Here is a 25,940-nt window from a genome sequence, read left to right on the forward strand (position 1 = left end):
TCTGTGTTAAGTTTCAGAACATTTCATTTCTTTGTCAAATCGCAGAATAAAAGCCGATGCCAAACAAAAATCGTTTGACATCGGCTTCCCTTTTGATTTTATTGTTCGCTGTATTTTAAAAATCGACTCTAGAACGTATATCTTCTTCGAAAGCTTCCATCTTTTCAGTAACGGCTACACCTGAGTCGTCACAAGCTGAAAGGTAAAATTTGATTTTTGGCTCAGTACCAGATGGGCGAACCGCGATCCAACTTGAATCAGCCAGGGTATATTTCAATACATTTGCTGGTGGCAAGTCAATTGTTTCTGTGGTGTCACCAGTTTGCCTTGTTTGCGTTTTAAAATCTTCCATCTTCACAACTTGTATATCTCCAAATTTATCAGGTGTTTTTGAACGGAATGTTTGCATGATTTCATTGATTTTTTCTGTTCCTTCCATTCCATCCATTTTTACAGAAATAGTCTTTTCTTTATAGTGACCATATTCGTGATAAAGTTCATGGATAGTATCAAATAAACTGTATCCCTGCTCTTTGAAATAGGCAGTCATTTCAGCAACCATAACAAGCGCTTGAATTGCATCTTTATCTCTTACAAAAGGTTGTATGAGATAACCATAACTCTCTTCGAATCCGTACATGAAAACATTGGAATGATCTGCTTCAAAGGCTTTGATTTTTTCTGCTATAAACTTGAAACCAGTCAGAACATCGATTGTTTTCACGCCATACTTATCACCTATAGCAGTGGGCAGGTTACTGGATACAATAGATTTGAGCATCACACTGTTTTTAGGCAGTGTTTCTTTTGTCGAGAGTGCTTTAAATATATATTCAGTCATTAATGCAGCGATCTGATTACCAGTCAGCACTTCATAATGTCCTTTAGCTGTTCTCACAGCCACTCCAAGACGATCGGCGTCGGGATCAGTCGCTATAAGAACATCGGCGTCTACTTCAGTCCCTTTTTCAATAGCGAGTTCAAATGCTTCGGGATCTTCCGGATTTGGTGATTTTACTGTAGTGAAATCAGGATCGGGCTTGGATTGTTCTTCTACAAAATAAACATTTTTAAAGCCAATTTGCTCCAAGGCTTTCTGACCAAGCATTTGCCCTGTACCGTGAAGTGGAGTAAAGACGATTTTCAGCTCTCTTCCCTGTCGGTCTGTCAAGTCCCCGTCGATCGTAACTGTCTTGACCGCTTCAAGGTAGGATTTATCTACCTCTTTTCCAATAAATTTCAGTAATCCTTCTGCTAGGGCTTTTTCTTTATCCATAGCTTTAATGGACAGAATGTCTTCGACACTTCTCACATAAGTAGTTAATTCATCTGCTTCTTTTGGCGGCAGCTGACCTCCATCAGCGCCATAGACCTTATACCCATTGTATTCTGGGGGGTTATGACTGGCTGTTATCATAATGCCTGCTGCAGCTTTAAGATGTCTAACAGCAAAAGATAACTCTGGTGTTGGTCGCAGTTCTTCAAATACATAGGCTTTGATACCATGTTCGGCTAAAGTCAAAGCAGCTTCCACCGCAAATTCCTTAGACATATGACGGGAATCGTAGGCAATAGCAACGCCTCGATCTTTTAGTTTTTCACCTTGATTTTCTATGAACATGGCCAGTCCTTCAGTCGCCTGACGAACAGTATAAATATTCATACGATTCGTTCCTGCTCCAATGATCCCGCGCATTCCTGCTGTTCCAAACTCTAAAGATGTATAAAAGGCATCCTCAAGTTTAGCTTCATCATCTTTATGTTTTTGTAAATCCTGCTTTAATGATTCATCCAGCTCTGAATAATTGAGCCAGTTCTGATACTTTTCTTTCCAATCCATTAATATCCCTCGTCTCTAATTATATTTTTCAGTCGCTTCTTATGTTTTAATTGTATCATTTCTCCCTCTATTTTGCATGAAAAAAGAAAAGATATATCTTCTATCCAACTTAGATGTGTTTTCTGCTGATGCCAGGTTTATTGTAGAATATAAAAAAAGAGCTTGAGAGCGACCTCAAACCCTTTTTTCTCTAATTTAAATGTTTTGTTTCTCAATCTGTTCCTTCAACTCTTCAACATACTGATAAGCTGCATTACCAGCGACTGATCCGTCACCAACTGCAGTTGCTACTTGTCTCAGTACAGTGTCTCTGACATCTCCAACAGCAAAAATACCAGGTACTTGAGTCATCATGTTTGCATCTGTTTCGATCCAACCCTCTTCATCGGTGATCGGTAAGGATCTGAATGCTTCTGAATTAGGCAGCAGTCCGATATAAATGAACGCTCCATCCGTTTTTACAGTTTCGATTTCACCATTTTTGACATTTTTTATTTGTACTCCTGTGACACTTTCGTCTCCGATGATTTCTTCGACCACTGAATCCCAAATAAATTCGATTTTTTCATTCTTAAACGCACGATTCTGGAGGATTTTTTGTGCTCTAAGCTCATCGCGACGGTGAATGATCGTCACTTTATCAGCAAATTGGGTCAGGTAAGCACCTTCTTCAACAGCTGAATCGCCACCGCCGACAACGACGATTTCTTTGTTTCTAAAGAAGGCACCATCACAAACTGCACAGTAGGATACTCCTCGACCATTTAATTCAGCTTCGCCTTTAACACCCAACTTTTTGTGTTCTGCACCTGTAGCGATAATAACTGATCTAGCTTGATATGTTTCACCAGATGTAACGACTTCTTTTTTTGTTTCATGGTCAACGATTTCAAGTACATCGCCGTATACATGCTCGGCTCCAAATTGCGTTGCACCTTCCAGCATCTTCATTGACAAATCTGGTCCTGTTATGCTTTTAAATCCTGAGTAGTTTTCTATTTCAGCCGTATTGTTCAACTGACCACCCGGTATGCCTTTTTCCAGTATTAATGTTTTTAAGTTTGAACGTGAGGCGTATAAAGCAGCTGTTAAACCGCCAGGCCCTGCACCTATTATAATAACGTCATAAATAGTATTTGTATCTTTCATTTAAGTTTTCCTTTCGTTGAATACTAAGTTGTTATTCTTGAAATAATTACTTACTTTTAGTAAGCATTCGACATTCTTATATTACCAGATTTTAATTTTTTGTCAAGCATATAAAATCCTTCCATAATCAACAGCACTTAAATGTTCTGTTTACCATGAAAGGAAGATGTTCTGCTGATCATTTATTCTCGTTTTCTAGTCTGAATGGATACGTCTACAGTAACCTTAATTATTCTGCTTTACCTTTACGCTGCATGAGATTGCGCAGTACATATTTTACTTCAGCATCATTATACAAAACTTCGTATATCGCTTCAGTTATCGGCATTTCTATACCATGCTCTTCAGCCAGTTCGAAGGCAGCCTGTGTAGTCGAAACTCCTTCTACGACCATTCCCATATTTGAAAGCACTGATTCTATTTTTTTACCTTCACCTAACTGATAGCCCGCTCTCCAGTTTCTTGAGTGAGGGCTCGTGCAGGTGACAATGAGATCCCCCACACCACTTAGACCCATGAATGTTAGAGGATCGGCTCCCAACTCTAGACCAAGACGACTGATTTCAGCAAGTCCCCGAGTGACAAGCCCGGCTTTCGCATTATCACCATAGCCAAGTCCAGCAATGATACCTGCTCCGATAGCAATGATATTCTTCAATGCTGCACCGATCTCAACACCTATGATATCTGTATTTGTGTACACTCTGAAATAATCATTTATGAATAGTTCTTGTACGTACTGAGCACTTGTCTGGTTCAATGATGCGGCAGTGATCGTAGTTAAATCACGCTTAACGACCTCTTCAGCGTGGCTGGGTCCAGATAAAGCAACGATGCCTTCAGTATGATCGTCTGACAACTCTTCTTCTAATATAACAGAAATGCGTTTATGTGTTTGCTGTTCTAATCCTTTAGAAGCATGGATGATCGTCAATTTTCGATCGATTATCTTGTTTAACTCTTTTGCCAGTTCACGTATGCCACTCGTTGGTATAACTACAAGGATAGCATTCGCGCCTGAAACAGCCTGCTTTAAATCAGTCATTGCAACGATTTCTTTCGGAAATTTAAATTCTTTTAAATAGCGTTTGTTCGTACGGTTAGTGTTGATTTCATTTTTTTGAGATTCTTCTCTCGTCCAGATATTGACCTGGTGTCCGTTTTCCACTAAAACGCTCGCTAAAGCACTTCCCCATGATCCGGCACCCAATACAGCTATTTTACTGCTCAATTTCTTCCCTCCTCGTATTTCCATGTTTCAATTATTTTTTTCTCTGATCATATTTTTTCTTTTTTTCACGGAATTCCTTTTCTGGTTTTATCCCTTCAGAATAATAAGGCGGTTTAGGATAGTCATAAAAACGTCTATAAATCAACAAGCCGATGCTTGTAATCAACAGAAGTAAAGAAAGGACCTGGGAGACACGAAAATCTCCAATATAAAGACTGTCAGTTCTCATTCCTTCAATGAAAAAGCGTCCTAAGCCGTACCAGGCTAAATAACCTAAAAAGATTTCGCCTCTCAACATCAGATCTTTTTTAGCTCTTAATAACATGAGCACTACAAAACCAACCAGGTTCCATACAGATTCATATAAAAATGTAGGATGATAATAGGTTCCTCCTATATTCATCTGTTCAATAATAAATTCAGGCAATCGAAGGTTCTCCAAAAATTGACGACTGACTTCGCCTCCATGTGCTTCCTGATTGATAAAGTTTCCCCAGCGGCCAATAGCTTGGGCAAGCATCACATGAGGCGCTAATATATCTACTAAAAGCCAGACAGGGACATCATTTTTCCTGCTGTACCAGTACATTGTGATGAAACCCAGGATCAGTCCGCCATATATCGCTATACCGCCCTCCCAAATGAAAAAGATACGTATGGGGTCAGCTAAATACGTTGGCAATTCGAATAAAACATAATATATTCTTGCGCCGATCAGCCCCATCGGTATCATCCAGAAAGCCAGATCTACTATAAAATCTTCACGGATCCCCAGTTTATCTGCTTCTCTTATGCTGAGCCAAACAGCTAAAAACATCCCGGTGACTATGATGATGCCGTACCAGGCTACTTCTATTGGCCCCAGATTAAAAGCAACCGGGTCAATACTTCCGATCATATTCTGCATATATAAATCTCCCATCTATTCTTCCTCTGTGTTCTTCTTGATTAAATTATTCAGATTATTTTCAAACGTTTTTGTAGCGTCGTAACCCATCTCTTTAGCACGGATGTTCATTGTGGCAATTTCTATAATAATCGATAAATTTCGTCCGACCCTTACTGGAATAGATAGTTTTGGAATATCGACATTGAATATTTGCATTTTATCCAAATTATATCCTAGTCGGTCATATTTTTTGTTGCGGTCCCAATGTTCAAGATTTATGACAAGGTCGACTCTTTTTTTCAAACGTATAGCTCCGACCCCAAATAGATTTACGACATCGATGACTCCGACCCCTCTTATTTCAATGAGGTTTCTCAGTATTTCAGGAGGTTCTCCAACGATGCGCCTTTCATCCATCATGTAAAGTTCGACTCTGTCATCTGCGACTAAGCGATGTCCCCTCTGAATGAGTTCGAGAGCTGTTTCAGATTTACCTATCCCCGAGTCACCTATTATAAGAACCCCCATGCCATACATGTCTACGAGTACGCCATGTTGAGAAATACGTTCAGCTAGTCGTTCTTCGAGAAAATTAGTTACGTTGGAAGATAAACGTGTAGTAGAACGTTTTGAAAGAAGAACAGGTATTCCTTTTTCTTCTGCAGCTTTTAAAAGCTCTCTTGGCGGTTCCTGATTTCTAGAGACTAAAAAAGCAGGTGTTTCAGCTTGACACATACGCTTCATGACAATATAACGTTCATCGCTTGTCATTTTTTCAGCAAATGATAACTCAGTTTTTCCTAACAGCTGTACCCGATCTACCGGATAAAAATTGAAATACCCTGTCAGTTCCAGCGCCGGTCTTGACAAGTCACTAACTAGAATTTCTCTGTCGAGATTTTCTTCACCAACGACGACACGAATATCATCCATGGAGTCGACCAATTCTCGTATTTTAACAGAAGCAACCATTGATTATCTCCTTTGTATATTGATAAAAGCATACCTTCATCATATCACATCTAACAATGTCATAATAGAAATTTTGAATAGACGCCATGAAAAAACAGAGTAGAATATTCTACTCTGTTTCTTTAAACCTTTAGTTACAAGTAATGCTTGTTTCAGCTTTTTTATATATTGGCACTATTGAAATAAGCATTAAGTGCCGACACGATTACAGCTACTACTAAAGCAAGGAAAAATGAACTGAATCCGAAACCACTGACCAGTGCGGCAGTCAGCCATAACATCAAGCCGTTTATGATCAGATAAAACAATCCCAGAGTCATGATCGTTATTGGTAAGGATAAAATAACAAGGATCGGTTTCACGAGGACATTCAATATTCCAAAAACAACAGCAGCTATTAATGCCGTCAGCCAGGACGATATAATAAAGCCATCGAGGAACCCCGCTAATGCCAGGAAAATCAATGTATTAGCTAAAATACGCTGCCACCATTTCATTGATTAAAAGTCACTCCAATCCTCTTCTTCAACTTTCTCTGCTTCTTTTCGTTTAGGTTTTTCATTATATTGGCTGAAAGAAGCAGATCCTTTACTGTTATTGCGAGTAACGTGGTCACCATCGGGCATAACAAGCGCCAGCAGCAGATAAATCGGTACCGTTGATCCAACGCCGATAAACGTAGCCACAACGACGATGACTCGGAGCAGGACAGGATCGATATTGAAATATTCACCTAAACCACCCAAAACTCCAAATATCACTTCATTATTTTTTGATTTCGTCAGTTTTTTCATTTATAACCCCTCATTTCCTTTCTGATGAATTTTCCGTATCTTTCAATAACACATTACCAGTTGTAGTAGAAACATTAAAGTCAAACGATGTTTCCTCTTTGATTCTTTTGAATCGTTTTGTTTTTTCAGATTTTTCTTCTATTTCAACGTTACTTAAACGGCTCTTTATTTCTCCAAAAGTTGCTTTGGCTTTACCTTCAATGGTAACATTATCAGGAATAGCCAATTTTACATTTCCATTGACAGTTGATGCTCTAAGTCGCTTCACTGCATCACTCTTAAGGGATACTTTTACTTCTCCGTTAGTTGTAGTGAGATTAGCACTCTCGATTTCACCTTCATAAGCCAGGGAACCATTCACAGTGCTGGCAAGTAGATCTTTAAGCTGACCATTTTCTACTGTGATCGAACCATTAGATCCTTTAGCCTCAAGCATCGTCCCTTTCAAGCCATTGAAGAGGATCGACCCATTTGTTGATTTAACAAAAATATCCTGTACCGACAGATCACTTACTGCAATTTTCCCATTCAACATATTAATTGAAAGATAGTCATACGTGATTTCAGGCAACGTAATTTTCAAATCAACATACACACGTTTATTGGGAACGTGAATAAGCAGCTTGTCTTCATCAGCAGTAACTGTGCTACGCGCTTCAAATGATTCTTTTGGTGTATTCTCATTCATTTTTCCATACAGTTTCCCTTTTGCAGCTATCGATACTGTTTCAGGTTCCCCTTTTTCTATTGAGATTTTCCCATTTGCTACCTTGATATCGATGATCGTCGCTTTAAAATCGTTCAATGTCCACTCTTTGCTGTAATTTTTAGTAGCTATTGAAGGAAATTTCAAATTAACATTCTTCCAGTCAAAATTATCCAGAACACTGTCGACAGATGAGCGCAGAGTCGTTTTTAAATCTTTATCAGAGGCCTGATTTATCTTCTTTTTGAACAATGAAGACATTTCTTTGCCTGCTTCTTCGATTCTCTTTCCTGCTTTTGATAACTCCTCATTCGCTTCTTTTTTCCAATCTTCAGGAATGTCAAATTTAGCAGTCGCTTGTTTTGCTTTCATTTTCCATTGTTTAACTTTTGATCGGTTCAATGCTTTAGCAGTTTCTTCTTTCTCCTGTTTCAACTGGTTCTTTTTTTCTTCAAGAACATGTATCCTGTCTTTCAATTCTTTTAAGCGGTCATCATTTTCCAGTTCTTCTTTCGAGAGTTCTACTTGATCTAACTGCTTGAATAACTGATCGATTTTATTGCGAAGTGATAAAATTTCATTTGTATTATCGACGTCATCCAACTGTTTGACCAGTTCCAGTTCTTTTTTAACAAAAGATATTTCTTCTTGTATAGCTTGTTCCTTTTCCTTTGAGTCTGTCTCGTTATCTTTCACAAAACGATCATATTGAGCTCTTTTTTCATTCAATTCTGATTCGACTTCTAAAAGCTGCTGATCCAATGTATCCAGTTTGACTGAATAAGTGTTTATTTCTTTGACCAGTTCTTCGATTTCCGTTTCAGCATTGTCCTTATTCTGTTCGGCTTGCTTTCCATGAGATTCTACTTTGGACTCAGTTTCTTTTTCACTGGTAAATTCTTCTTCTTCAACTTTTCTTTCTTCTTTGCTGATCGTATTTTCCAGAAGATCCAGTCCTTCTTCAGTTGAAAGTATGCCTTTTTTCATCAAGTCTATAATACGTTCTTTTTCACTCATTTTAAAGTCCTCCTATAAACGTTCTTCTGATCACTGCATAATGAATTATCATCTATATTCATTATGCAGCAATTATCAACTAATGTCATAGGACTTGCGACTGATTTTTTTGATTTATCGATCCGGTATTCGTTGAATTCAGAGTTCACATCATTTTTTTGTCTGGTGCTTTTCAAGGATTTTATTTAAATAGTAGCCAGTATAGCTTTCTTCGCATGCTGCAACTTCTTCAGGGGTTCCTGTCGTTATGACGGTCCCCCCACCTTCGCCACCTTCAGGTCCCAAATCTATGACGTGATCCGCTACTTTTATCACATCAAGATTATGCTCGATCACAAGAACAGTATTGCCTGCTTCTACCAGGCGGTCAAGTACTTTCAAGAGCCTGTCAATATCATCTGCGTGCAAGCCAGTCGTTGGTTCGTCCAGAATATAAAAGTTGTGACCGTTTTGTCTTTTGTGCAGTTCACTCGCCAGTTTCATCCGCTGGGCTTCTCCACCAGATAACGTCGTTGCCGGTTGACCAAGTGTCATATACCCCAGCCCTACATCAATGATCGTTTGAAGCTTGCGTGCGATTTTAGGAACATTGGAAAAGAAGCTGACCGCTTCTTCTATCGTCATTTCCAGTACATCTGCTATATTTTTACCTTTGTATTTTACTTCCAGTGTTTCAGAGTTATAACGTGTGCCATGACAGACTTCGCACGGGACATAAACATCAGGAAGAAAATGCATTTCTATTTTCAAAATCCCATCCCCCTTGCAGGCTTCACATCTTCCGCCTTTCACGTTGAAGCTGAAACGGCCTTTTTTATAGCCTCGCATTTTTGCTTCATTCGTTTTAGCAAACAAGTCACGTATATCATCAAACACGCTGGTATAGGTCGCAGGGTTACTTCGAGGTGTACGGCCAATAGGGCTCTGATCGATATCGATGACTTTTTCCAGCTGCTCATATCCTTCGATGGTCTTGAATTTACCTGGACGCTTTTTGGATTTCCCTACTTCTCTTGCGAGTGCTTTATGCAGGATCTCATTCACTAAAGAACTTTTGCCGGAACCAGACACACCTGTAACCGCAATAAATTTACCAAGCGGAAAATCGACATCAATATTCTTTAGATTGTTTTCTTCTGCCCCTTTGATTTTAATATATCCTTCATTGCTGGTACGTCTTTCGTCTGGTATAGGAATTTCTTTTTCCCCTGAAAGATACGCTCCTGTAATGGACTGAGGCGCAGATGCAATTTCAGCTGGGGAACCTACAGCTACGACTTCTCCACCTTTTTCTCCAGCGCCTGGCCCAATATCCACAATATAATCGGCTGCACGCATGGTATCTTCATCATGCTCGACTACGATCAGTGTGTTCCCTAAATCTCTCATTTTCTTGAGTGAGTCTATCAGACGGTTATTATCTCTCTGGTGCAGTCCGATTGAGGGTTCATCGAGTATATATAAAACGCCCGAGAGATTGGACCCGATTTGAGTCGCCAGTCGGATCCGCTGCGCTTCGCCGCCGGATAACGTTCCTGCTTTACGGTTTAGAGTTAAATAATCTAAACCAACGTTTCTTAAAAAGGATAGCCGGTCATTTATTTCTTTTCTGATTGGTTTAGCTATCGCTGTGTCGTTTGCTGACAAATCCAGTGTTTCAAAGAACTCTTTTGCATTTTCAATAGAAAGCTGATTCACTTCCCCAAGATCCCGTCCTTCGATTTTGACGGACAAGGCTTCCCGGTTTAAACGTTTGCCATGGCAGACCGGGCACTCCAGTTCAGTCATATACTGCTGCATCGTTCTGCGGGTGTAATCACTGTTGGTTTCGTGATATCTTCGTTTAACGTTGTGAATGACCCCTTCAAAAGGAATCATGGTATCTCTTACACTGCCATAGTCATTTTTATAATGAAAATGAAATTTTTTCTTTTTTGATCCATACAAAACAATATTCTGTTGTTTTTTAGGTAATTTTTTAAAGGGAACAGTCATATCGATTCCGAAGGCTTCACAAGCTTGAGAGAGCATTTGAGGGTAGTAGTCCGAGCTAATGGGTTGCCACGGGAGTAAAGCGCCGTCTTTCAAAGACAGAGACTTATCGGGGATGACCAGATCGATGTCCACTTCGAGCTTCGTACCTAAGCCATCGCATTCAGGGCAAGCGCCAAAAGGAGCATTGAACGAGAATAACCGCGGCTCCAGCGGCGGCAAAGTGAATCCACACACCGGACAGGCGTAGTGCTCACTGAAAAGCACTTCTTCACCACCGATGATATCTGCTATAACGTAACCTTCACCAAGTTTTAATGCCGCTTCAAAAGAATCAAACAAACGCGCACGGATTCCCTCTTTTAAAGCGATTCGGTCTACGATCACATCGATGGAATGATTGATGTTCTTATCTAATTCAATTTCCTGATCGATATCAACGAGCTCTCCATCGATACGTAGTCTAACATATCCTTCGCTTTTTATTCTTTCCAGTACCTTTTTGTGCTGTCCTTTTTTCTCTTTAATAACAGGAGCCAGAACCTGAAGTCGTGTGCGATCGGGATATTCCAGTATCCGGTCGACCATCTGTTCGATCGACTGACTTTTTATTTCTGTTCCATCGTTCGGACAAATCGGAGTGCCTATTCTCGCATACATCAATCTCAAGAAATCATTGATCTCCGTTACCGTCCCGACGGTTGAGCGTGGGTTGTTGCTGGTGGTTTTCTGATCGATCGAAATTGCAGGACTTAATCCTTCAATACTGTCCACATCCGGTTTGTCCATTTGTCCCAAAAACTGTCTCGCGTAAGAAGACAGCGATTCGACATACCGTCTTTGTCCTTCAGCATAAAGAGTGTCGAATGCCAGAGAACTTTTTCCTGAACCAGACAATCCTGTCATGACAACTAATTTATCTCGTGGGATTGTAATATCAATATTTTTTAAATTATGAGAACGTGCACCACGTACCTCAATTTTGTCATTAGCCATACTTTCATCCTATCTTGATTAATAATTGTTTTTTGGTTTATATTTCTTGAATTATTTTATTGCCTTTAATGTTTAATAAGTTGTTAAAAGAGAGAAAAAAAGTTGTCCCTCTTTTCTCTCTATCTCTAAACTATTTTACCATATTTATTCATCTATGGCGAATGTCTGTTCTATCTTGTGATTATTCAGGATATTATGGGTTATTTTTTCCAATTCAGATTGATTCGTAAATTCTCCTCTAATTAAGTCAGGCAGAATCTCTGTTAAAAAATACTGTACGCTCTTCAATTCTTTGAATTCCAGGATAGTATCCAGTGACTCCTGATAGATTTCATTAAACAAGGGTTCCGGATTTCCTTTTTGGATTTCGCCGAATGATTCGTATAAAAGGTCTACTTTATCCGCTACTGACAATATTTTACCTTCCATCGATTCATCTTTTCCTTCTTTCAGACGTTCGTGATAGATTGCCTGAAATTCTTCTGGGAACTCTTGCTGGATAAAGTGATGGGTCATTGATTCCTCAACATGAGCGAGACGGCCTCTTAAATCGGGATCAGCATACTTCACAGGTGTTTTTATATCTCCAATAAATATTTCAGCATAGTCGTGGTTTAACGCTTTTTCATAGAGTGCTTTCCAGTTTATCTTGTTGCCTCTGTTTTCTTCAACAGTGCCTAGAAATTGGGCAATTTTTGTTACTTTGAACGAATGCTCTGCTACTGAGTGTTCTTCGTATTTGAATTTTCCAGGACAGCGGTATATCTTCTCTAAATCACTTAAACTTTTGAAATACTCATGGATACCCATCATTTTCTCTCCTTTTTGGTAAAGTCACTCCATAGTATCAAATTATGCCCAGTGTTTCCACTTTTTAGTTTTCAAGAAATTAAATATCCAGTCTACTTTAATCTAATAAGATATTTCTTCCAGTAAAACCAAGCCCAGATCATGAGCGTCTTCTTCATAGATAGGTGTTTCTGTCATAACGAGTTCTCCATCGATGCGTTTTATTTTAAGTTTACTGTATGAACGGTTATCAAATAATGATTCGGTCAAATCTTCAATTATACTTAAAGAATGCTGATTAGATTCCACAAGAACATCTCCTACTTCGATAGCCATCCTGTCTGCAGGACTATTGGGTCTGACAGCAACGACGCGCAGGCCATCCTGGTCGGGTCCGAATTTAAAGGCCCATTTTCTTTCTCTTTGTCTATGTCTATATAAAACATAAATTCCTCCAGCTAAAAGAATGACCAGCCCTATTGTGCTTAAAGCTTCGATATAAAATGTCAGACCAAAAACGATCCCATTCACTATAGCCAGAATGATAAAATCTTTTATAATAGCTTTTTTTGCTGATGCCGGCATTTGCGCTTGTACGGTGTATCTGAAACCTATTAATACGGGAAGCAGTAAAAAGGAATAAGTATCATTGCCGATAGAAAAAACAGGCCACCACTCAAATAGAGCAGTCATCGTGTCTCCTGGTACTACCACCGCTAAAGGGACTAGCCATAAAGGTGTCATCCGGAAGCGGGCAACGAGTTTCCCTCTTTTTGTTTTCAAAAATCTTGGTACATATTTATTTAGACTTTGTTTATATAGTACTCCAATTGTACTTATCAGTATAAGTAAAGCTAATAGATAAACGACCTGGCTGCTTTTATCAGTCATTGCCGTCTGGCTGACGATGGGACTGTTCCACTGTTCTAAAATTTCTCCAAACAAAGATGTATCAGTCACAAACATGTTCAATAACACCATAACTAGTCCGGAAACACTGAAAGTAAATATCGGATGAATAAATCGGTACCCCAATCCCAAAAGTAAAAGAGTAGTGATTTGATAGATGATTATCCAGTCGATAGTAACCGGCATCCCTATAAAAATAGACAGTATTGAGAGAACGGCCCCTGGTATAAGTCCCCATGTAAGCAAACGTTTGATTTCATAATTTTCTTTGTAAATGACTGTCCGTAACTGATTTCTTGAATACTTGAATCGTCTGCTTTTAGATAAGAATGTTAAAACGATACCTAAAATAAACGTGGGCTGCAATACAAATAATAAAAGCGCAAGTGCTGCATTCTGGAATAGTGTCATAATATTCATCCTTTAAATTCTGTATTTTCTTTATTTTATCATACAAAAGCTCAACTTACTTTATTTAGACAAAAATAGCCCTTAATGTGAACAGTTCGGTTCACATTAAGAACTACTAAACGCTTTTATATATTTGATTTAGCACCAATATACTATGCAACTTGCAAATATATTACATTTCTTTTTCTCAACTTATTTAGGTTGTCTCAATTAAACTTTCAGAAACTTCCTTATCGACAATGCTGATCCAATACTTCCAATCACAACACCAATTGCAAGAAGCAGCGCTATAAGCTGAATCAGGAATGGGTTAGGTGGGAGCAGACTGAAATATGTGCCGGACAAGAAATTCATTATCGTGTCGAACCCGCTGAGATAAATATAAGAAATAATCGATACCGGGATCAATGCGCCGACAAATCCTATCAGAGCTCCTTCTATAAGGAATGGCCACCTGATGAACCAATTGGTCGCACCTACCAGTTTCATGATTTCGATTTCTGTTCTTCTCGAAAAGATTGTAATTCTGATCGTGTTGGAAATCAAAAATATCGCCGTAAAGATAAGCGCAATGATAATGACTGCACCAATGTTACGGACGGTGTCCATGATTTCAAATAACCGATCAGCCTCTGCTCCACCGTAATTGACATCATCCACTACCGGTCCGATTTCTTCTGCTTCCGCTGCTACTTCTGATGTAAATTGAGGCTCAGTCGTATTCAGAACAAAAACGTCATGCAAAGGATTGTCGTCTCCTTCAAATAAACCGAATTCTTCACCGTAGCTTCCCATAACATCATCAAGCTCTTTTTCTCTGCTTCTAAATTCTATGTCTTCAACGTTTTCGATTGCTTCAAGGTCACTTCTAAGCGCTTCTCTTTCTGCTTCTTCTGAACCTGTCGCAACATAAACCCTCACGCTCACATCTTCTTCAACATCTGAAGCCAGTTTGTTCACGTTCATCAACAAAGCGATCAGACTGCCTACCAGCAGTAAAGTAATGGCTACAGCACTGACAGCTGCAAAAGTCATCCAGCCATTACGAACGATACTTTTAAATGACTCTTTAAAGTGTCTTCCAATTGTTCTAATTTTCATAACCGTACTCCCCTCTTTCCTGGTCACGGGCTATGCGTCCATTTTCAACAGCTAACACACGATGTCTCACGCGGTTAACGATTTCGCTGTTGTGTGTCGCCATGATTATCGTCGTTCCATGGCTATTGATTTCTTCAAGCAGGTCCATAATACCTTCAGCTGTCTCAGGATCCAAGTTCCCTGTAGGCTCATCTGCGATCAATACGCGCGGCATATTGGCGATAGCTCTGGCTATTGCTACACGCTGCTGTTCCCCACCTGATAGTTCGTTTGGGAACATACGAACTTTGTGCTTCAATCCGACCATATCTAAAACTTCCAAAGTTCTTTTTTCTATTTGTTTTGGATTTTTATTTACAACTTGCATGGCATACGCAACATTTTCGTATACAGTCAGACGGGGGAGTAATTTAAAGTCCTGGAAAACAACGCCGACATGTCTTCTGAGAAACGGTATTTTTTTGTTTTTCAGATTCATCAGATCAAATTCGCCAACTTTGACGGTCCCTTTAGTTGCTATTTCTTCACGATAAATCATCTTTATAAAGGTTGACTTACCTGCACCACTTGGCCCGACCACGTAAACAAATTCACCTTGTTCGATCGTCACATCTAATCCGTTGATAGCTGTGATGCCGTTAGGATATTTTTTATAGACATTTTTCATCTCTATCATTTAATATATCACCTATCTATTCATTATTGTTATTCGTTCTGGTAAGCGAACATGAGCATTTCACTTGCTTTTTGTAACCTTATTTATTATAGCATCATTTAAGCAGATGTCTGTTTTAATAAAATTACAATCTTGTTTCAAAGAAAAAGACTTAATCTTATTTTCAGGCTTCATATTACTATATAGATAAATCTTGATCAGTCTCTCTATAAGATTATATTTGTTAATATGACAGGCTATAGAGCCTCCTTGATATTCTAGTTTCATAAAAATAAAGAGATTTAAAGTCACGTATTTAATGTTACAGACCTCTTTACATTCCCTTTTGACTATGGCTAAAATGTGACAAATTATGAGTTCGAATCAACACTGAGTTGGACGTCGGTATTCTCAATTTTCATACTTGTTTGTAATTACAGTTCCCTCTGTCGACTTATCTAGTTTGTTATTTGTTCCAGAAGTTTCGTGCTAATAGAAATTATTGCGACATGTTTTTGCGGTTTGGTTTCCAAAAAGGTGTTCCAATATCCATTTAGCGACATGTTTTAGTTACTTAGTCCCAAAAAGATGCGCCAATATCCGTTTTGTGACATGTTTTAGTTGCTTAGTCCCAAAAAGATGCGCCAATATCCATTTAGCGACATGTTTTAGTTGCTTAGCCCCAAAAAGGTGCGCCAATATCCGTTTAGCGACATGTTTTAGTTACTTAGCCCCAAAAAGGTGTGCCAATATCCGTTTTGTGATATGTTTTTGCGACTTGATTATCAAAGGCTGTTCCAATATATATTTGAGTAGAGAGTTCTTTAAAACAAAGCGTATAAAAAAACAGAGTAAATAATCCTACTCTGTTAAAAAGTTTAACTTTTTGATGTCACTATAGTTTGTCCCGATCTATTTGTACATTTTATGATAGCTTGTATTAATAAGCTTATTCCATCCTTTGAGCTTCGATGCTGGAGAGCCAGTGAGTTAGAGACATTACTTCAGATTTTACTTTGAACTATTTCGATAACTACTTCTTCATTGTCGATCTTAGATACGCATCGATGAATGGATCGATATCCCCGTCCATTACGGCATCCACATTGCCTGTCTCTGTATCTGTACGGTGATCCTTGACCATGGAATACGGATGGAAGACGTAGGATCTGATTTGGGAGCCCCAGCCGATTTCTTTCTGCTCGCCCCTTATCTCAGCCATCTCCTGTTCTTTCTCTTCCATTTCCTTCTGATAGAGTTTGGCTTTCATCATGTTCATTGCCTGCTCTTTGTTTGCCATTTGGGAACGTCCCGCCTGACTGGAGGTGACGAACCCCGTTTCTTTATGCGTGATTCGTACAGCAGAATCTGTTTTATTGACATGCTGTCCACCAGCACCGCTTGCTCTAAATGTATCGACGCGAATGTCATCGGGATTTATTTCAATATCGATATCATCACTTATTTCAGGGATCACATCGATCGAAACAAAGGAAGTATGTCGTCTTCCACTCGAATCAAATGGAGAAATACGCACAAGCCGGTGAACCCCTTTTTCTGCTTTCAACAGACCATAAGCATTTGTTCCGGAAACTAGGATAGTTACACTTTTGATTCCAGCTTCATCTCCACTTTGATAATCTAAAACTTTGTAGGTAAAACCTTTTTTCTCGACCCACCGTGTATACATACGATAGAGCATTTCGCCCCAATCCTGCGATTCCGTTCCGCCAGCTCCCGGGTGCAGTTCCATGATAGCATTGTTTTTATCATAAGGATCACTCAATAGCATATCCAGTTCGAATTGATTGACTATTTGATCAAGTTCGGTCAGATTCGATTCGATTTCAGCGCGAATATCCTCGTCCTCTTCTTCTTTCAGCATGTCCAGCAAAATACTTGTCTCTTCGATCATTTCTTCCATTTTACTGAAGGTCTGGGTGACTTCTTTCTTTTCATTGGCTTCTTTTATTATATTTTGAGCTTTTTCCTGATTATCCCAAAAACTGGGATCGGCCATCATATGATCGAATTCAGCTATATCTGTTTCCAGTTTTTCTAAGTCAAAGAGACCCCCTGAAGTTTTCGACATTGGTTCTTGCTTCATTTAATTTACTCGTCATTTCACTTATTTCCATAATTTGCCTCCATTTATCGATTATATGGAATGAAAGGAACGGATCAGCATCCGTTCCTTTCGCTCAATTCTTACCCTAAACGTGTTTTTACTTTTTCATCATTGGAACGATTTGTTTTTTCTGACTTTCGGCGGACTTGTTTTTTGTCGCTGCTTGGTTTAGCCTGTTCTCGCTCAAGGTTTTGTCTAATCTGGGATTTCATCAACAGACGAGTGACTTCATATTCAATTTCACCGATCATTTCTTCAAACAATGTGAATCCTTCTTGCTGATATTCTGTCAGCGGATTGAACTGACCATAAGAACGCAACCCGATCCCTTGTCTCAACTGATCCATCTGGTCGATATGGTCTGTCCATTTTCTGTCTACGACGCGCAAGACAACAACTTTTTCAAACTCTAGCACTTGCTCTTTACCATTCAACTGAGATGTTTTTTCTTCATAATGCGCTAATGCCAGATCAACAAGCAGTTTTTCGATTTGATCAGCAGACTTGCCTTTAAGGTCTTCTACACTCAGTTCTTCTGGATGAATAAGAGTTGAATGGGCAAAGTCTTCTATGTGATCCAGATTCCATTTAGATGAATCTTCCTCTTGCGTATTCAACTGTACATAACGCTGAATTGTACGCTTGATCATAGGAACAGTCGCATAGTTTAATGACTCATTTTCCATAATAACTTCCTGACGCTGTGAGTAAATGACTTCGCGCTGTTCCCGCATGACATCGTCATATTTTAAAACGTTTCGGCGGGTATCGTAGTTGTTACCTTCCACACGTTTTTGAGCAGACTCCACTTGACGGCTGATCATTCGACTTTGAATCACCGCGTTATCTTCAGCGATTTTTAACTGTTCAAGAACCATTCGAATACGTTCAGAACCAAAACGTTTCATCAGGTCATCTTCAAGTGATAGATAGAACTGAGAAACACCGGGGTCTCCCTGACGACCGGCACGTCCTCTCAGCTGGTTGTCGATACGTCTTGATTCATGTCGTTCTGTTCCGATAACAGATAACCCGCCCAGCTCTTTTACACCAGGGCCTAACTTAATATCTGTACCACGACCGGCCATGTTCGTAGCGATCGTTACTGCTCCGGGTTGACCGGCATTGATAACAATTTCAGCTTCACGGAAATTGTTTTTAGCATTCAATACTTCATGAGGGATGCCTTCTTTTTTCAGCAAATCACTGATCAGCTCAGAAGTTTCGACAGCTACAGTCCCTACAAGGATCGGTTGCCCTTTGGCATGTCGCTCTTTGATATCAGCTACGACAGCTTTGAATTTGCTTTCCAGTGTAGGATAAAGCAGATCATCGCGATCATCACGAATCAGAGGTCTGTTCGTTGGAATAGCTATAACATTCATATTGTAGATTTCCCTGAACTCTTCTTCTTCCGTTTTCGCTGTACCAGTCATTCCTGACAGTTTTTTGTACATGCGGAAATAGTTCTGGAAAGTAATCGTCGCCATCGTTTTGGATTCTTTTTGAATCTCGACATTTTCTTTTGCTTCAATAGCCTGATGCAGACCATCAGAATAACGACGGCCTTCCATGATACGTCCGGTAAACTGATCAACGATTTTAACCGCGTTATCATCCACCACATAATCGATATCTAAAAGCATAATGTAATTAGCTCTTAAAGCCTGATCCAAGTGATGCACGAGGGCCTGGTTTTCGATATCGTATAAATTTTTCACATGGAATGTGCTTTCAGCTTTTTCGATACCTTCTTCAGTCAAAGAGATAGATTTAGCTTGTAAATCTATCGTGTAATCTTCTTCCTCTTTCAGTCCTTTTACAAAAAAGTCACATCGTGTATAGAATGATGTGGATTTATTCGCTTGGCCTGAAATTATCAGAGGTGTACGGGCTTCATCGATAAGGATGGAATCGACTTCGTCCAAAATAGCAAAATTCAAAGGACGCTGCACCATTTGTTCTTTATAAACCACCATGTTATCTCTCAGATAATCAAAGCCTAGTTCATTGTTCGTCGAATAGGTAATATCGCAGAGGTAGGCTTCTCTTTTTTCAGCAGACGTTTTTGAGTTGAGGTTCAATCCGACCGTCAAGCCCATCCATCGGTACAGCTCACCCATCTCTTCGGCGTCACGTGTAGCCAGATAGTCGTTTACTGTAACGACATGTACACCTTCTCCTGCTATCGCGTTTAAATAAACAGGCATGGTAGCTGTCAACGTTTTACCTTCACCTGTTTTCATCTCGGAAATGTTTCCTTCGTGTAATGAGACGCCACCCATCAACTGAACTCTAAACGGATAAAGTCCCAGAACCCGGCGAGCCGCTTCTCTGATTGTCGCAAACGCCTCAATCAGCATATCATCAAGTTTTTCACCTTTAGCATACCGGCTTTTAAATTCTTCTGTTTTTGCTTTTAACTGTTCATCTGTTAAAGCTTCCATTGAACTGCTTAGAGCTTCGATTTGATCAGCAATTTTTCCATATCTTTTAAGGACTTTGTTGTCATTTTCAAATATTCTTTTTAATAAATGAGCCATGAATGTAAATCTCCTCTATCGTTTCTTTTCTATTACGATACTTTTTGAACTTCTCATACTGTCCTATCATACCATTATTAAAGGTCAAATAAAAGGCCTCGCAATACATATATATTGGAATCAAGTCCTTCTGATCGAAATATAAGAAAAGGCTTACACTAAAAAGCGCTAATGTGTTAAGATTGACTCATAATATTATCGAGGTGAACAGTAATGCAACGCTTATTTTTTGTCCGACACGGAAAAACTGAATTGAATCTGGGAAAGTATATTCAAGGTGGAGAGATCGATTCCCCCTTGCTTGAACAAAGTTTGATAGATGCCGGTAAAACAGGTAGATATTTGAATAATAAACACATCCAGCATGTGATCGTCAGTCCTCAGGAGCGTGCTGTAAAGACTGCCGAAGAGATCACGAAGGAATTCACTTCTCCCTATACCGTAGACATCGCTGAAGGGTTCAAGGAAATGTTCTACGGTGACTGGGAAGGTCAGCTTATTGCAGATGTGGAGAAACGCTACCCTACTCTCTTTAAATATCTAACGCACCACCCTGAGTTATATGATCCAAAAAATATCAAGGGCGAGACCTACGAAGAGCTGACAAGTCGAGGCAGACAAACGATCATGGATGCCGTCAGCCAATATCCAGAAGGAGACATCCTTTTTGTGGGTCACAGTATTCTGATTATGTGTACTGTTCTGTCCTTATTGGGAAAAGGTGTGGAAGAATACCGTTCGTATCCGTCTTTGGATAACACAAGCATCACCGTCTTAAATTATGACGGCCACCACTTCACTCTGGAAAAATGGAACGGCACGGAGCACCTGTAAAAAGTGAATTGATTACTTTGAAATAACTTTTTAATAGACAAGTTTTGTTACCTCTAGTGATTGGATCACTTTTGGAGCTGTTGTTCGGGAGTGTTTGATAATTACGGGTTGTTGAAAGGGTGTTGTGGATACTTCCTGGGAAATTTTGATGTGAATCCATTTCTAAATGCCTTGTGTGACGACTTTTTGAAGATTTTCAGATGCAACTTGTCTCTAAACGGGTTTTGTAACTACTTCAAATGAATAAGCACTGTTGAACATGTCGCAATACTATCTTAAGAATCATTTGATTAACTATATAAAGAACGAAAAGAGAGCGGGATAAACATCCCGCCCTCTTTATTTAGCTTTAATTATAATGGCGCTGGATTTGACGAACTAGTCTGTTTCGATCAGTCCGTATTTTCCATCGTTACGTTTGTAGACAATGCTTGTTCCATTTGTATCTGCATCTTCAAAGATAAAGAAGTTGTGCCCGAGCATATCCATCTGAAGGACGGCCTCTTCGGCATCCATAGGTTTCAGACTCAAACGTTTTGTTCTGACGATCGCTGCACTCAAATCTTCTTCTTCATCATCTTCGACGTTCAAATCAGCCCATAGATCGTTATCAACTGGCTGAGGTGCGTCGACACCCTGTGATCGTCGGTTTTTACGATTTATTTTTGTTTTATATTTTCTCATTTGTCGCTCCAGTTTATCGACAACTAAATCTACGCTTCCGTATAAATCTGGGGAAGTTTCCTCTGCGCGCAACACCACGTAAGGCAGTGGAATAGTGACCTCTACTTTTGCCGTTTTGTCAGAGTATGTTTTCAAATTAACGTGTGCATTGGCTTCTGGCACATCATTAAAATATTTCTCGATTTTTCCTACTTTCTTTTCTACGTACTCTCTTATGGCTTGAGTCACCTCAATGTTTTCTCCTCTAACGTTGTATCTAAGCATAATCCTTCACCCTTCCAAATCTAGTATAGTCTCAATTAAAAACAGCAATCAAGACCACCATTAAGCAATTCTATTTCAATTGCTTAATTCAATTATACCTGATAGCGTTTGCTTTCTCAATCAAAGTACATCTTTTTCATCAACTTAAATCACCTGAATAATGAGAAGGTCTGAATGTCCTTTGGCTGACACGTTTTAATGGCATCGTAAGCATGGAACATGGTTCTTCCTGTTGTATATAAATCATCTACAAGAATGATTTTCTTTCTTTTCAACTTTTGTTTCATTTCACCATCGACTATAAAGGGTTGGGGGGGCGTCAATCTGTCCTGCTTATTCTTTTTTGCTTGTTTTTCTTCATCTCCAATATTTTCCAGGACTTTAATAAAAAGTATACCCGCGCTTTCCAATAAGAGTTCCACTTGGTTGAAACCTCTTTTTTCCATGCTTTTACTGCTCGATGGAATCGGAATGACTGCTGTATCTTTTAGCGAAGGTTCAAAGTGATTCTTTAACGCATGAGAAAAAAGCAACGACAGTTCACAGTCGCCCATGATTTTATATTTTTCCATATAATCTTTGGCGAAAGAATTATAATAATAAAGACTGTAGTGTTTAAAAGAATCATTCGGGTAATGTTTGCTCCAATCGATGCAATCTTGACACCTTTCTTTTTTTGACGGCTTACAGCAACTGACACATTTTTCTGTAATGTCAGATACTAAGTCTAATCGACTGAAACAGTTGCTGCAGATATAAGGCTTTTTTGGCTTTTCAAAAAACAGTTGTGAAAAAGACATTGGCAGTTCGATTGCTTCTGAACACCACAAACACCGGCTCATTGAATCAGTCCTTGTCTTCGTGCCAGTGCATTCATTCGTTTTATCTGTTTCACTGCACCTTTTATTGCTTTTGTCCATTCTTGGTGATAAAAAGTGACTTGCCCTTTCGGATAGTTTTTTGACCGTCCTACTCTTCCAGCAATTTGAACAAGGGCAGATTCAGTAAAAACAGTATGATCAGCACGCCAGACGATCACATCAATATTTGAAAAGGTCACCCCTCTTTCCAGAATGGTTGTCGTTATTAAAAAATCCAGTTCCTCTTTACGCATTTTTAAAACTTTTTCTTTTCTTAGTGGATCTTTAGAATGAACGCATTCAAAAGTGACCTCTTTGAAAATGGAAGCAAAAACAGGTCTTATCTTTTCCATCAAAGTCACAGTAGGTATAAACAATAAAAATTTCTTCTTTTTCTGGATCATCTCTCGCATATGTTTAATGAGTATTGTTTTTTCAATATTTTTTCCAGTGATCATGTTATTTTTGTGGCAGTGCATTTTTGGCACTGGTAAAGTAAAGCCATGATAACGTGCAGGAAGGATCACTGCTTCTATCTCTTTATTTCGTATTCGTTTCTGCATTTTTTTATCTGGAGTAGCGGTCAAATAGATAAGGCTGGATATCTTTTTGCGTGATTTTTCTGCAGCAAATCGGAGTGCTTTACTCATATGAAAAGGAAAGGCATCCACTTCATCAACAATCAAAAGATCAAAGGCTTCCTGGAAGCGGTACAGCTGATGGGTAGTGGCAATGACCACTTGGGTGTAGCAATAGGTGTCTTTTGCTCCACCATACAACAGGGCTACCGACACGTTCTTGAATGCTGTTTTTATTCTTGGCGCTAACTCCAGGCAGACATCTACTCGAGGCGAAGCTATACATACTCGTTTGTTGTTTAAAAGGGCGTTTTCTAACCCTTTGAATAGCATCTCTGTCTTACCCGCACCCGTTACTGCCCAGAGGATCATTTCTTTATTTTTACTGATCGTCTCATTGATCTTATCTGAAGCTTTTGTTTGCTGGTCTGAAAGAGTTCCTTCAAAAAATAGACAAGGTTCTGTCAAATGCTGAAATCGACCAGGGTCAGGCATTGAGTATAAAGAAGCACAGGCTCTTACTTTCCCCAAACTGATACATTCGCGACAATAAATGCAGTTTGCTCCGCATATACAAGGGTATGTTTTAGTTAAATTAGAGACCGTTCTGCATCTGGCACATATTTTCTTGCCCTTATGAGTTATGAAAGCAGGTTGTACAGACAGGCGCCTCGCTATATCTTCTGTCAGTAAAACGGGTAATTCTTCTTTCAATAGGCTTCTGCCGTATAATAATGATTCATCCATTTCTTCACTCCTAAACGTTTGGTTACTATATATATTTACCAACGCTTAAAAAAGTAACTTTTTTTCCAAATAAAAAGACATCAGGACTCTGATGTCTTTAACTTATATTAAAATAATAGCAAATTATAATCTATTGATATCCATCGTCCACGCCATCCCTACGGCACCCTCTCCAATATGAACACCCACAACAGGGCCTAAGAAGCTGAAGGTAAATCTTACCTCTGGAAATCGGTGTGCCAGTTTTTCTTTGAACGCCTGGGCTTCTTCTTCACAGAAAGCATGCACAACGGTCGCTTCGATCGGATAATCTTTTTCTCTAATAGATTCTTCAAGTAGCGTTTCGATTTTCTTCAACGCTTTCTTTTTAGTTCTGATTTTATCCCAGACAACGATTTCTCCTCCTCTAAAGGTTAGAACAGGCTTGATTTTCAATGCCGTTGCGACACCACCCGCTGCTCGAGATAGACGTCCGCCTTTAATAAGATTTGTTAAATCATCGACAATAAAATATATTTCAGTCTCTTTTTTTATTTCATCCAGTTTTTCAATGATTTCATTGACTGAAAGACCCTTTTTCGCCAATTTTGCGGCAGCTCTTACGAGAAAAGCTTGACCGGCAGCAGCCATTTCAGAGTCATAGGGGTAAATATTGATGTTACTCATCGAATTAGCTACGCTGTATGCATTTTGAAATGTCCCTGATATACGGCTGGATAAATGAATGCTGATGATAGCATCATAGTTTTCTTCCAATTCATGATAAAGTTTAGTCATTTCACCGACAGTTGGCTGGGAACTTGTTGGAAGCTGATCCACTTTTCTTACTTTCTCAAAAAAAGTATCAGATGTAATGTCGACTTCTTCTTTAAATACTTCATTTTGGAATATTACGGATAGCGGTACAAAATAAATGTTGTCTTGTTCGTATTCTTTCTTGTTTAAGTAAGCAGTACTATCTGTTACAATAGCTATACGCATTTTATCACCTCGTTTTCTTGAAAGTTGATCTGGTAATCACTTTTATACTATAGCATGTTTCTTTTTAATCTCCAACACTAAGACTATATTGAAAGGTGCAAAAAAATGGAAAATCACCGCACGATCAAGCAAAAAGGCTCTCACGAAATCACGATAAAAAAATCTCGTTTTATTTGTACGATTGAACGAACAGAATCAGAAGAAGAAGCCCAGGCGTTCATTGAACGTATAAAAAAAACACATTGGAAAGCGACACATAATTGTTCAGCCTACCTCATCAACGGACAGACATTGATTCAGCGGGCTTCAGATGATGGAGAACCAAATGGGACTGCAGGCATCCCTATACTGGAAGTACTGAAAAAAAAGGAACTCCTGAATGTGACAGCCGTGGTCACACGCTATTTTGGCGGAGTCAAGCTCGGTGCCGGCGGCCTGATCAGAGCATACGGGAAAGCGACAAGCAGCACCCTCGAAAGATTGGGAATCGTTGAAAAAAAGCTTCATCGCTTTGTATCTTTGACTGTATCATATCCTGTAAGTGGTAAACTTCAGAATCTCCTTGAAGAATCGCCCTATATGATTCATTCGATCGATTATACTGAAGAAGTTACGTTTCATTGCCTCATACCAAGTCCAGACATCGATCATTTCAAAGAAAAAGCAACTGACTGGACGAATGGAAGCATTTCTTTTCAAGATGGGAAAGATGCCTGGATAGAAACCCCAGTAAAATAGTAGAAAGTGTAATGTTTTTTATTATCTTTTGGTGGTAGCTTTTTTTGATATTCAGCCTCTCTTTTCACTTAAAGATTGACATATCAAGTCTTTAGCATAATAATAGGAATGAAATAATCAATGATCCAACTT

General features: G+C 39.2%; 21 protein-coding genes. 2 read left to right on the forward strand and 19 right to left on the reverse strand.

The features are described from left to right. Window positions 1-115 precede the first annotated feature (115 nt). The 15 genes from AKA01nite_RS00425 to secA all read right to left on the reverse strand — a co-directional run bounded on the left by AKA01nite_RS00425 (window position 116) and on the right by secA (window position 20,122). A complete protein-coding gene (locus AKA01nite_RS00425) occupies window positions 116-1,840 on the reverse strand; it encodes a phospho-sugar mutase (protein WP_146922684.1) in 1,725 nt (574 codons plus the stop codon). A 195-nt stretch (window positions 1,841-2,035) separates the two neighbouring features. Then, entirely contained in the window at window positions 2,036-2,989 is a 954-nt protein-coding gene (trxB, locus tag AKA01nite_RS00430; protein WP_146922686.1) for a thioredoxin-disulfide reductase, read from the reverse strand. 229 nt (window positions 2,990-3,218) lie between these two features. Then, the gene (locus tag AKA01nite_RS00435) at window positions 3,219-4,220 is read right to left on the reverse strand and encodes an NAD(P)H-dependent glycerol-3-phosphate dehydrogenase (RefSeq protein ID WP_281282428.1); all 1,002 of its coding nucleotides are present in this window, start codon (window positions 4,218-4,220) and stop codon (window positions 3,219-3,221) included. A 31-nt stretch (window positions 4,221-4,251) separates the two neighbouring features. Next, window positions 4,252-5,127 (reverse strand): prolipoprotein diacylglyceryl transferase, encoded by an 876-nt coding sequence (gene lgt / locus AKA01nite_RS00440; RefSeq protein ID WP_146922690.1) that lies wholly within the window; start codon window positions 5,125-5,127, stop codon window positions 4,252-4,254. 15 nt (window positions 5,128-5,142) lie between these two features. Continuing rightward, window positions 5,143-6,081, reverse strand: a complete 939-nt coding sequence (gene hprK, locus AKA01nite_RS00445; protein ID WP_146922692.1) for an HPr(Ser) kinase/phosphatase — start codon at window positions 6,079-6,081, stop codon at window positions 5,143-5,145. Between the two features lie 161 nt (window positions 6,082-6,242). Continuing rightward, window positions 6,243-6,578: a phage holin family protein gene (locus tag AKA01nite_RS00450; RefSeq protein WP_146922693.1), complete on the reverse strand. Its 336-nt coding sequence runs from the start codon at window positions 6,576-6,578 to the stop codon at window positions 6,243-6,245. Between the two features lie 3 nt (window positions 6,579-6,581). Next, window positions 6,582-6,875 carry a PspC domain-containing protein gene (locus tag AKA01nite_RS00455; RefSeq protein ID WP_146922695.1) on the reverse strand — a complete coding sequence of 98 codons (294 nt, stop codon included), beginning with the start codon at window positions 6,873-6,875 and terminating at the stop codon, window positions 6,582-6,584. Window positions 6,876-6,885: 10 nt separating this feature from the next. Beyond that, the gene (gene liaX, locus AKA01nite_RS00460; protein WP_146922697.1) at window positions 6,886-8,598 is read right to left on the reverse strand and encodes a daptomycin-sensing surface protein LiaX; all 1,713 of its coding nucleotides are present in this window, start codon (window positions 8,596-8,598) and stop codon (window positions 6,886-6,888) included. Window positions 8,599-8,748: 150 nt separating this feature from the next. After that, on the reverse strand, window positions 8,749-11,586 hold the full coding sequence (gene uvrA / locus AKA01nite_RS00465; protein ID WP_146922699.1) for an excinuclease ABC subunit UvrA: 2,838 nt from the start codon (window positions 11,584-11,586) through the stop codon (window positions 8,749-8,751). A gap of 144 nt (window positions 11,587-11,730) precedes the next feature. Further along, entirely contained in the window at window positions 11,731-12,396 is a 666-nt protein-coding gene (locus AKA01nite_RS00470) for an HD domain-containing protein (RefSeq protein WP_146922701.1), read from the reverse strand. A gap of 102 nt (window positions 12,397-12,498) precedes the next feature. Continuing rightward, window positions 12,499-13,695, reverse strand: coding sequence for a PDZ domain-containing protein (locus tag AKA01nite_RS00475; RefSeq protein WP_146922703.1), 1,197 nt, complete (start codon window positions 13,693-13,695; stop codon window positions 12,499-12,501). 210 nt (window positions 13,696-13,905) lie between these two features. After that, window positions 13,906-14,796, reverse strand: coding sequence for a permease-like cell division protein FtsX (gene ftsX, locus AKA01nite_RS00480; protein ID WP_146922705.1), 891 nt, complete (start codon window positions 14,794-14,796; stop codon window positions 13,906-13,908). After that, the gene (gene ftsE / locus AKA01nite_RS00485) at window positions 14,786-15,472 is read right to left on the reverse strand and encodes a cell division ATP-binding protein FtsE (RefSeq protein WP_146922707.1); all 687 of its coding nucleotides are present in this window, start codon (window positions 15,470-15,472) and stop codon (window positions 14,786-14,788) included. Before ftsE ends, ftsX begins: the two co-directional genes overlap by 11 nt. A gap of 1,012 nt (window positions 15,473-16,484) precedes the next feature. Further along, window positions 16,485-17,589, reverse strand: a protein-coding gene (prfB, locus tag AKA01nite_RS00490) for a peptide chain release factor 2 (RefSeq protein WP_146922709.1) whose coding sequence is annotated in 2 segments (ribosomal slippage) — window positions 16,485-17,525 and window positions 17,527-17,589 — 1,104 coding nt in all. Because the reading frame shifts where the segments join, the coding sequence is not laid out codon by codon here. A gap of 70 nt (window positions 17,590-17,659) precedes the next feature. Beyond that, window positions 17,660-20,122 carry a preprotein translocase subunit SecA gene (gene secA, locus AKA01nite_RS00495; RefSeq protein WP_146922711.1) on the reverse strand — a complete coding sequence of 821 codons (2,463 nt, stop codon included), beginning with the start codon at window positions 20,120-20,122 and terminating at the stop codon, window positions 17,660-17,662. 213 nt (window positions 20,123-20,335) lie between these two features. Here secA and AKA01nite_RS00500 point away from each other — a divergent pair, with 213 nt between their 5' ends. Further along, a complete protein-coding gene (locus tag AKA01nite_RS00500) occupies window positions 20,336-20,956 on the forward strand; it encodes a histidine phosphatase family protein (protein WP_146922713.1) in 621 nt (206 codons plus the stop codon). A gap of 378 nt (window positions 20,957-21,334) precedes the next feature. Here AKA01nite_RS00500 and hpf read toward each other — a convergent pair whose 3' ends face one another. From hpf to AKA01nite_RS00520, 4 genes are all read right to left on the reverse strand, one after another. Further along, the gene (gene hpf, locus AKA01nite_RS00505) at window positions 21,335-21,904 is read right to left on the reverse strand and encodes a ribosome hibernation-promoting factor, HPF/YfiA family (protein ID WP_146922715.1); all 570 of its coding nucleotides are present in this window, start codon (window positions 21,902-21,904) and stop codon (window positions 21,335-21,337) included. A 149-nt stretch (window positions 21,905-22,053) separates the two neighbouring features. Further along, window positions 22,054-22,746 carry a ComF family protein gene (locus AKA01nite_RS00510; protein WP_186805034.1) on the reverse strand — a complete coding sequence of 231 codons (693 nt, stop codon included), beginning with the start codon at window positions 22,744-22,746 and terminating at the stop codon, window positions 22,054-22,056. After that, window positions 22,743-24,089 carry an ATP-dependent helicase ComFA gene (locus tag AKA01nite_RS00515; RefSeq protein WP_146922719.1) on the reverse strand — a complete coding sequence of 449 codons (1,347 nt, stop codon included), beginning with the start codon at window positions 24,087-24,089 and terminating at the stop codon, window positions 22,743-22,745. The genes AKA01nite_RS00510 and AKA01nite_RS00515 overlap by 4 nt, the downstream gene beginning before the upstream one ends. A gap of 123 nt (window positions 24,090-24,212) precedes the next feature. Next, a complete protein-coding gene (locus AKA01nite_RS00520) occupies window positions 24,213-25,070 on the reverse strand; it encodes a DegV family protein (protein ID WP_146922720.1) in 858 nt (285 codons plus the stop codon). Window positions 25,071-25,175: 105 nt separating this feature from the next. On the opposite strand from AKA01nite_RS00520, the gene AKA01nite_RS00525 reads away from it, so the two are divergent. Beyond that, a complete protein-coding gene (locus AKA01nite_RS00525) occupies window positions 25,176-25,808 on the forward strand; it encodes a YigZ family protein (protein ID WP_146922722.1) in 633 nt (210 codons plus the stop codon). The last annotated feature ends 132 nt before the right edge of the window (window positions 25,809-25,940 follow it).

The sequence above is a fragment of the Alkalibacterium kapii genome (assembly GCF_007988865.1).
Classification (GTDB): domain Bacteria; phylum Bacillota; class Bacilli; order Lactobacillales; family Carnobacteriaceae_A; genus Alkalibacterium; species Alkalibacterium kapii.

Excerpts from the sequence above, each read along its gene's own strand:
- AKA01nite_RS00500 (WP_146922713.1), top strand. The coding sequence starts at position 20,336 with ATGCAACGCTTATTTTTTGTCCGACACGGAAAAACTGAATTGAATCTG.
- ftsE (WP_146922707.1), bottom strand. The coding sequence starts at position 15,472 with ATGATAGAGATGAAAAATGTCTATAAAAAATATCCTAACGGCATCACA.
- secA (WP_146922711.1), bottom strand. The coding sequence starts at position 20,122 with ATGGCTCATTTATTAAAAAGAATATTTGAAAATGACAACAAAGTCCTT.
- AKA01nite_RS00425 (WP_146922684.1), bottom strand. The coding sequence starts at position 1,840 with ATGGATTGGAAAGAAAAGTATCAGAACTGGCTCAATTATTCAGAGCTG.
- liaX (WP_146922697.1), bottom strand. The coding sequence starts at position 8,598 with ATGAGTGAAAAAGAACGTATTATAGACTTGATGAAAAAAGGCATACTT.
- ftsX (WP_146922705.1), bottom strand. The coding sequence starts at position 14,796 with ATGAAAATTAGAACAATTGGAAGACACTTTAAAGAGTCATTTAAAAGT.
- AKA01nite_RS00455 (WP_146922695.1), bottom strand. The coding sequence starts at position 6,875 with ATGAAAAAACTGACGAAATCAAAAAATAATGAAGTGATATTTGGAGTT.
- AKA01nite_RS00475 (WP_146922703.1), bottom strand. The coding sequence starts at position 13,695 with ATGACACTATTCCAGAATGCAGCACTTGCGCTTTTATTATTTGTATTG.
- AKA01nite_RS00515 (WP_146922719.1), bottom strand. The coding sequence starts at position 24,089 with ATGGATGAATCATTATTATACGGCAGAAGCCTATTGAAAGAAGAATTA.
- AKA01nite_RS00470 (WP_146922701.1), bottom strand. The coding sequence starts at position 12,396 with ATGGGTATCCATGAGTATTTCAAAAGTTTAAGTGATTTAGAGAAGATA.
- AKA01nite_RS00510 (WP_186805034.1), bottom strand. The coding sequence starts at position 22,746 with ATGAGCCGGTGTTTGTGGTGTTCAGAAGCAATCGAACTGCCAATGTCT.
- AKA01nite_RS00525 (WP_146922722.1), top strand. The coding sequence starts at position 25,176 with ATGGAAAATCACCGCACGATCAAGCAAAAAGGCTCTCACGAAATCACG.
- trxB (WP_146922686.1), bottom strand. The coding sequence starts at position 2,989 with ATGAAAGATACAAATACTATTTATGACGTTATTATAATAGGTGCAGGG.
- AKA01nite_RS00450 (WP_146922693.1), bottom strand. The coding sequence starts at position 6,578 with ATGAAATGGTGGCAGCGTATTTTAGCTAATACATTGATTTTCCTGGCA.
- hpf (WP_146922715.1), bottom strand. The coding sequence starts at position 21,904 with ATGCTTAGATACAACGTTAGAGGAGAAAACATTGAGGTGACTCAAGCC.
- hprK (WP_146922692.1), bottom strand. The coding sequence starts at position 6,081 with ATGGTTGCTTCTGTTAAAATACGAGAATTGGTCGACTCCATGGATGAT.
- lgt (WP_146922690.1), bottom strand. The coding sequence starts at position 5,127 with ATGCAGAATATGATCGGAAGTATTGACCCGGTTGCTTTTAATCTGGGG.
- AKA01nite_RS00520 (WP_146922720.1), bottom strand. The coding sequence starts at position 25,070 with ATGCGTATAGCTATTGTAACAGATAGTACTGCTTACTTAAACAAGAAA.
- uvrA (WP_146922699.1), bottom strand. The coding sequence starts at position 11,586 with ATGGCTAATGACAAAATTGAGGTACGTGGTGCACGTTCTCATAATTTA.